Annotated in this window: 4 protein-coding genes and 1 pseudogene; 1 reads left to right on the top strand and 4 read right to left on the bottom strand. The window is 63.0% G+C overall.

The window, feature by feature from the left end; genetic code table 11:
* On the bottom strand, positions 1 to 2,548 hold a 2,548-nt coding region (locus tag CCR94_RS18090; protein WP_244594123.1), incomplete at its 3' end, for an Ig-like domain-containing protein.
* A gap of 1,174 nt (positions 2,549 to 3,722) precedes the next feature.
* Here CCR94_RS18090 and CCR94_RS18085 point away from each other — a divergent pair.
* Positions 3,723 to 3,926 carry a hypothetical protein gene (locus tag CCR94_RS18085; RefSeq protein WP_104509237.1) on the top strand — a complete coding sequence of 68 codons (204 nt, stop codon included), beginning with the start codon at positions 3,723 to 3,725 and terminating at the stop codon, positions 3,924 to 3,926.
* Positions 3,927 to 4,356: 430 nt separating this feature from the next.
* Here the strand turns inward: CCR94_RS18085 and CCR94_RS26120 are convergent.
* The 3 genes and pseudogenes from CCR94_RS26120 to CCR94_RS18075 all read right to left on the bottom strand — a co-directional run.
* A pseudogene (locus tag CCR94_RS26120) lies at positions 4,357 to 4,615 on the bottom strand (transposase); the annotation flags it as partial.
* Positions 4,616 to 4,719: 104 nt separating this feature from the next.
* A complete protein-coding gene (locus CCR94_RS18080; RefSeq protein ID WP_146090087.1) occupies positions 4,720 to 5,901 on the bottom strand; it encodes a glycosyltransferase family 4 protein in 1,182 nt (393 codons plus the stop codon).
* 17 nt (positions 5,902 to 5,918) lie between these two features.
* The gene (locus CCR94_RS18075) at positions 5,919 to 6,932 is read right to left on the bottom strand and encodes an NAD-dependent epimerase/dehydratase family protein (RefSeq protein WP_104509248.1); all 1,014 of its coding nucleotides are present in this window, start codon (positions 6,930 to 6,932) and stop codon (positions 5,919 to 5,921) included.

Below are 6,932 nucleotides of genomic sequence, written 5' to 3'. Positions count from 1 at the left end.
CCGCGGCCGAGCCTGTCAGCTTCGGCGTGTTGACATCGGTGATGCCGTCGCCGACGACGCCGGTGTCCGGCGACCAGGACGAGATCGTGGGCGCGGCGGGAGGCGAGACGATCGCCAGGCCGAGCGCCGTCGAAGCCGCGCTCTTGTTGCCGGCGGCGTCCGTCGAGGTCGCGGTCAGGGCGTGGGCGCCGCTCGCAAGCGCCGTCGTGGTCAGGCTCCAAGCTCCGCTTGCGGTCGTCGCGGCCGTGCCGACGACCGTCGTCCCGTCATACACGGCGATCGCGCTGTTGGCTTCGGCGGTTCCCGAAACCAGCGCATGATTGCCGTTGACGATGGAATAGCCGCTCTCGACCGGGGCCGCGGGAGCATGTGTGTCCACGGTGATGGTGGCGGCCGTCGAGGCCGCGCTGACAAGGCCAGAACTGTTGGTGTCCGTCGCGGTCAGGACATGGGTCCCGTCGCTCAGCTTCGCGGTGGTGAAGCTCCAGGCCCCCGTCGAATCGGCGGTCGCGACGCCAAGCTTGGTCGAACCGTCATAGACGGTGACCGTGGAATTGGCCACGGCCGAGCCTGTCAGCTTCGGCGTGTTGACATCGGTGATGCCGTCGCCGACGACGCCGGTGTCCGGCGACCAGGACGAGATCGTGGGCGCGGCGGGAGGCGAGACGATCGCCAGGCCGAGCGCCGTCGAAACCGCGCTCTTGTTTCCGGCGGCGTCCGTCGCGGTCGCGGTCAGGGCGTGGGCGCCGCTCGCAAGCGCCGTCGTGGTCAGGCTCCAAGTTCCGCTTGCGGTCGTCGTGGCCGCGCCGACGACCGTCGTCCCGTCATACACGGCGATCGCGCTGTTGGCTTCGGCGGTTCCCGAAACCAGCGCATGATTGCCGTTGACGATGGAATAGCCGCTCTCGACCGGGGCCGCGGGGGCATGTGTATCCACGGTGATGGTGACGGCCTTCGAGGCCGCGCTGACAAGGCCCGAACTGTTGGTGTTCGTCACGGTCACGGAATGGATCCCGTCGCTCAGCTTCGCGGTGGTGAAGCTCCAGGCGCCCGTCGAATCTGCGGTCGCGACGCCAAGCTTGGTCGAGCCGTCATAGACGGTGACCGTAGAATTGGCTGCGGCCGAGCCTGACAGCTTCGGCGTGTTCACATCGGTGATGCCGTCGCCGACGACGCCGGTGTCCGGCGACCAGGACGAGATCGTGGGCGCGGCCGTCGAATCCTGCAGTACGGCGCCGTTTGTCATATTGACGTTATGGGTGAAGATAGAAAGCGAACTCGAGTCGTCCGGCCCCGCGTTCGGGTAAATGAAGCCATAGGCTTTGGAGGCGTCGTAATAGTTGTCCTGCACCGCCATCGTTCCCGAAAGGGTCTTGATGTCCATGGACGTGAAGAAAGTGCAGGAGCCGATCATCACGTTGTGGGTGATCTCGCCGTGCTGGTAGGCGTCCGTCATCAGCCCCTGCGAAAGGGAGCCGGACTGCGTCGTCGTATTGTAGTTGATCTCCACCGTGGCAGGGCCGGACGTAAAGAGTTGGGTATAGGCGCCGTGGCCGGACAACAGGCCCGCATTCTGGATCAGGTTGTGTTCGATCGTGATCGTGCTGCCGGATCCGCCACCCTGCTGCTGGATCATGCCAGAGCCGGAATCGTGCAACCAGCAATGGTCGACGGTGAAGCTGTCGCCACTGTAAGTAATTAGCCCACCCGTAGGATTGCAGTCGTGCCCGGCGCCGTTGATCGTGCAAGCGATGACGGACAGGTTGGACGCCCCCGAGGTTCCGTAGATCGGCGTTTGATTATTGGAGCCAACGACGAAGTTGCAATTTTCGATCGTCGTGTTTGCCGCCTGGACATTGACCTGCCAACCGCCGCCGCCAGAAAAATCGTAGCCGTTCAGCGTGACATTGCTCCCGGTCACCTTGACGATGTGGTGGACCGCATCGACCGATACCCCGGCCATCGAGATCGTGGAAGGGTCCTTCAGCGTCAGTCCGTCCGGGACGCCGACATGATAATCCACGCCGGCGACCTGCCACGTCGGGACATTCGCTCCGTAGGAATTCAGCACGTTCGGAACTTGCGGCGCTCCGGCCGGCGCGTTGGACGAGCCATCCCCGATGGCCACGGCCGCCAAAGCCACGCTGGCCGTTGCGGCTGCGCCCGTCGCCATCACGGCAAGGGCGGGAGCGACACTTGCTTCGACCGAGGCCGTGAGAACTTGCGTGTTCACGACGACGTCGACGGCTGTCTCGGCCGCGCTGACATGGCCCGAACTGTCGCCGCCGGTCGCACTGGCCGTGGTGACTCCAAGTTCGGTCGAGCCGTCGTCGACTGCGACCGTGGAATTGGCCGCGGCCGAGCCTTTCAGCGTCGGCATGTTCACGTCGGCGACGCCATCGCCGACGACGACGCTGGTCTCCGGCGACAAGGATGAGATCGTGGGCGCGGCGGTCGCCTGACTGAAGTCGATCGCGAGGTTACTGGCCGTGGGAATCACCAGCGTGACGTCCTGTTGAACGCCCGCCGCGTAGTCGCCCCCCGTCACCTGCCGGGAGATCCGAGCCGCATACCCCGCGAACAAGAAAGACCGTTGGGGCGCTTCCCCAACCGCATCGTGCGAGCCACCAAAAATAGTCATTCCGTTCTCCCATACTTCAGCCGGGGCCGGCGATTACCGCATTGAGACCTCCGCAATTCATTTCGGAGTCCTGGCTCTGCGGCGACTTCAATCCTTTCATCGACTCAGTCGACCAAGGATCGAAGGCAACTTTATATTCACAAATGAAGGCCGAAAAAATGGCGGGCCTTCCGCTTCGTGACAAAATATTGAACCGTGACTAATAAAAAACATTTATAGCTTAATTTCCAAATGTTTATGCGATCAAATTTGATCCATGTCAAGCCTGATGATCGCAGTAAATACTCAGTTATTCATTTATTATTATAAAAGCCTCCGCATCTATATTATGTGTTATTTTATTTTGATAATTATTTGCTGCCACAACTCACCCGGATCGAGTTTAACTTTCGAGAGAACAGCTCGCAAATTGCCTGGGTAAAGCCAAGAGCGGCGCAGGAACGCGATCATGTATGCCATTGAAATACAACGTACTTTACATTCATCTCGCAGCGGCGGCGTTTAAGCGATTCGCCGGTCGCAAAAACCCAGTCGTCGCGTCGATCAGAGTCTGATAATCGGGCATCCGCGCTTATGCCTGATCATTTGCGAATGACGTGAAATTGACTCGCTTAAGCAATTCAAACTGGATAAATGTCGCGGATCAGCGCGAACGCGGACTCGCCTCCACCAAGGCGCTGTTCCCACTTGTAATTAATGATTCACAGCCCCCGCCCGCGAAAAGCCAGGCCGGCCGCAGATTATATAGAATAATGCGGACAGCCCTCACTTTACACGCCCACCCCGATGTGAGTTCGCTCGTGGAAACGTTTCGCTCCCCGTGACGGACGTGAGGATGGCTCATAGCTTCGGAACCGCGCGAGCGACCCCGCCAGCAGCTTCGAGCGGGCGCCATCCTGATGTTCAAGGCGGTGAAGATCCGCGCTAAGCAAACAGTCTTTGGCGCGCCAACGGACGTTTGCTCAGACTCCTTTGTTTGAGCAGGATTTTTGTCCGAAAACCGGTGGCCCTTTTCCGGAAACCCTGATTAGACCTTACAGTGGACTAGCTTGCGCAAAGCTGACGCCCGGGAGACGATTCCATGATCGCGCGCCACGCATTCGGACCATATTTCAGCCCGCCGGACGGCGGCCCATTCCTGACGGAGGCGAGGATCCTGCTGAACATGGCGGGCCTGCCCTGCGACGAGGATCGCAACGACCTGTTCAAGGCCCCAATGGCAAGCTGTCGTGAATCGGCGGCGCGGGGCGAGCCGAACTCGCGCGCCGCGCGGTTGCCGGCCTGATCGGCGAAAGACCGTTCCTGTTCGGCGAAAATCCCCTGCGGCTCCGACGCGACGCTCGGCGCCTGCGGGCTTTTGCCCGACTTTCGACAGCGCCCTGCGCGACCAGACTGAGACGACTCCGGGCCTCGTCGGCCATGGCGCGCATCAGGCAGACGTGGACCTCTTATCCCAACACCCGCCGATTATGCCCCGTGCGCCCATTCGCCGCGCCTGCGCCGCATCCTTCGTCCGCTTCGCCGCAGATCGCATGGAACGCGCGTCAAGATCTTCTCGAAGAGCAATCGGCATGGCGAACCTCCTGGTTCGCTCGTTGAATCAAACAAAAGCCGATTCGGGAATCCTCCCCGCCGAGTCAGCCTTTCGGGGACTTGGTATTACAATGCCGGAAGGAGGGGCGGGTCATTCCACAAGTCGCTTCGCGGACCTACGGTTCGTTCTCCAGCGCCAACGCTCCGATCTTGGCATGCAGAGCCTTCAAGTCGACGATCGACGTGGACGCTTCGCTCCCGCCATGCCAGAAAACGCCGGCCGCGCCTTCAAGAAGCTGGGCCTTCCATCGCGTGATCTGGTTGGCGTGAACATCGAACTTGTTGCGCCAACTCCGTCAGCGTCTTCTCGCCCTTCAGGGCGGACAGATCCACCTCGGCCTTAAATGCCGCCGTGTGGTTTCGGCGCGGTCGTTTGGGCATAATCTCTCCTGATGCGCGGCGGTCATCGACGCTGTCAGGCAGAAAAGCCGCTTATCGTTCTGTCCAGTTTCCCCGAGCCAGATCTCGCGTGGAGGCGCTCATGTTCAGGCCCGCAGCGCTTCATCGAGGACGGGGCGGGGGGTCTCGTCGGCGAAAAGCCCCTCGATCTGCGCAAGGCGCCGCTGGGCCACAGCCGGCCAAGTGAAATCCGCCGCGCGCCGGCGCGCCCCGCAGGCCAGGCGGCGGCGCAACACGCCGTCCTCCGCCAACTCGCGAATCGCCGAGATCCATCCCCGCGCATCATAAGCGTCGACGACCAGACCCTCGCGCCGCGGACGCACCAGGGCGCCTGCGCCCATTCTTGTGGTCACCACCGGCAATCCGGCGCCGCAGGCTTCATAGGCGACGAGTGGGCTCCCTTCCTCCAGCGTTGGAAAGACGAAGGCGTCGGCGCAACGGTAGAGCGGGCCGATCTCGCGCGAATAATCGAGCACGATCACGTCGTCGCGCGCCAGCAGATGCGCGCATTTCTCCCTGATCGTCGGCTCCATCTCGCCGACCAGGACGAGCCGCCCCTTCACGCCGCTGCGCGCCCAAGAGTCCAGCAGGAGGTGTGCGCCCTTGCGCACGCAGATTGAACCGACGAACAGCAGCGTCATCCCGGCGGCCGGCGGCAACCCGCGACGGGTCGTCGACAGCCGCGAGGGGTCCCAGCCATAGCTCGCCGGCAACAGCTTGCCGAGGTCCACGCCGCTCTCCGCCAGCGACCGCTCGACATTGGGTCCGGGGCAGAACACATGGTCCACGGCGTCCAGAACCCGCCGTTCGGCCTCGACGATCGCATCGGAGATCGCGTGGGCGGGCTCGGCGCCGATGCTGCGATAGGCGTCGTCGAGTATGACCTTGGCCACGCCGGTGAAACAGTTGAATTGCTCCCGGATGACGGTCGCCCCCCGGCGCCGCAGCCCAGCGATGGTTTCGAGGCTTGCGCCCGGCCAAAGCCAGGCGGCCCGCGCATGCGAAGGCCACGACGCGACGCGGTCGAGAAAGTGCTGCTCCAGCCGCCGCGCGGCCATGTTCCTGACCCATCCGTAGGGCGCGCGGCGCGCCCATTTCGGCAGAACTTCCACCACCTCGACGGAGGGCAGCGACAGGCGGCAGCGCGATGTCACCACCTCCGCGTGGACATTCTCGCGCGCCATGCCCGCGATCAGCGAGCTGCAGGTATAACCAACGCCCATGCCGTTGAGCGGCAGCGGCATCAGCACGCCAATGGATAAGCGCATCACGGGATCATCCTGCTTCAAATGCGTTCAGCCGCCGGTTCAGCCGCCGCCGGGTCGCGCGAGGCCGCCAGACCGAGAGCGCGTTCGCTTCGCCACCACTTGACCAGTTCCCCAAGCCCCTTCTCGAGCGGAATCGCGGCGCGGAATCCGAGCAGGCGTTCCGCCTTTCCGGTGCTGGCGAGGCAGCGCGGCGTCGGATTGAGGGAGCGTTCGGGAGCGAATGCGGGGGCGAGGTCCCGACGGCCCATCACCGAGGCCAGCGCCCGCGCGAGCTGCAGCAGGCTGGTCTCGGTTCCGCTCGCGACATTGAACACTTCGTCGGTCGCCTTGGCCTTGGCTCCAAGGATATTGGCGCGCGCGACATCGCGGACATGGACCAAATCCATGGTCTGCCCGCCATCTCCGAAAATGATTGGCGGGAGGCCGGAATCGATCCGATCCATCCAGCGGATCAGAACCTTTGTGTAGCGGTCTTGAACGTCCATTCGCTCCCCGAAGACGTTGAAATAGCGGAACGCGACGTAGTCGAGGCCGTACATGTCGGCAAAGGCCCGGCACAAGCCCTCGTTGAACGCCTTGGCCGCCCCGAAGAGGGTCCGGTTGTTGTAGGAATTGTGCCGCTCGGTGGTCGGAAATTCGTCAGCCAGTCCGTAGACCGAGGCCGAGGACGCCACGACGAGCTTCTCCACATGGTGCCGGACGCAGAGCTCCAGCAGATTGAATGTCGCCTGCGACATGACCTCCATGGCGAGGCGCGGTTCGGCGGCGCACTGCGCCATGCTCGGCGCCGCCATGTGGAAGATGATGTCGGCCGATCTGACCAGCGAGTCCATGAGGCCGACGTCGCGCACGTCGCCCTCGACCAGACGAATAGGACCGCGCGTCGACGCCCGCTGAAGGTTCTCCTGATGGCCCCTGGTCATGTTGTCGAGCGCGACGATCTCGATGCAGCCCTCGCTGCACAACAGGTCGATGATGTGGGAGCCGAGGAAACCCGCGCCCCCCGTGACCAGAATTCGCTTGCCTTTCAG

This window comes from Rhodoblastus sphagnicola, assembly GCF_002937075.1.
In the GTDB taxonomy this organism is placed as follows: Bacteria; Pseudomonadota; Alphaproteobacteria; order Rhizobiales; family Beijerinckiaceae; genus Rhodoblastus; species Rhodoblastus sphagnicola.
Note: the sequence above shows the minus strand (reverse complement) of the source record. Positions and strands in the feature narration are given on the sequence as shown.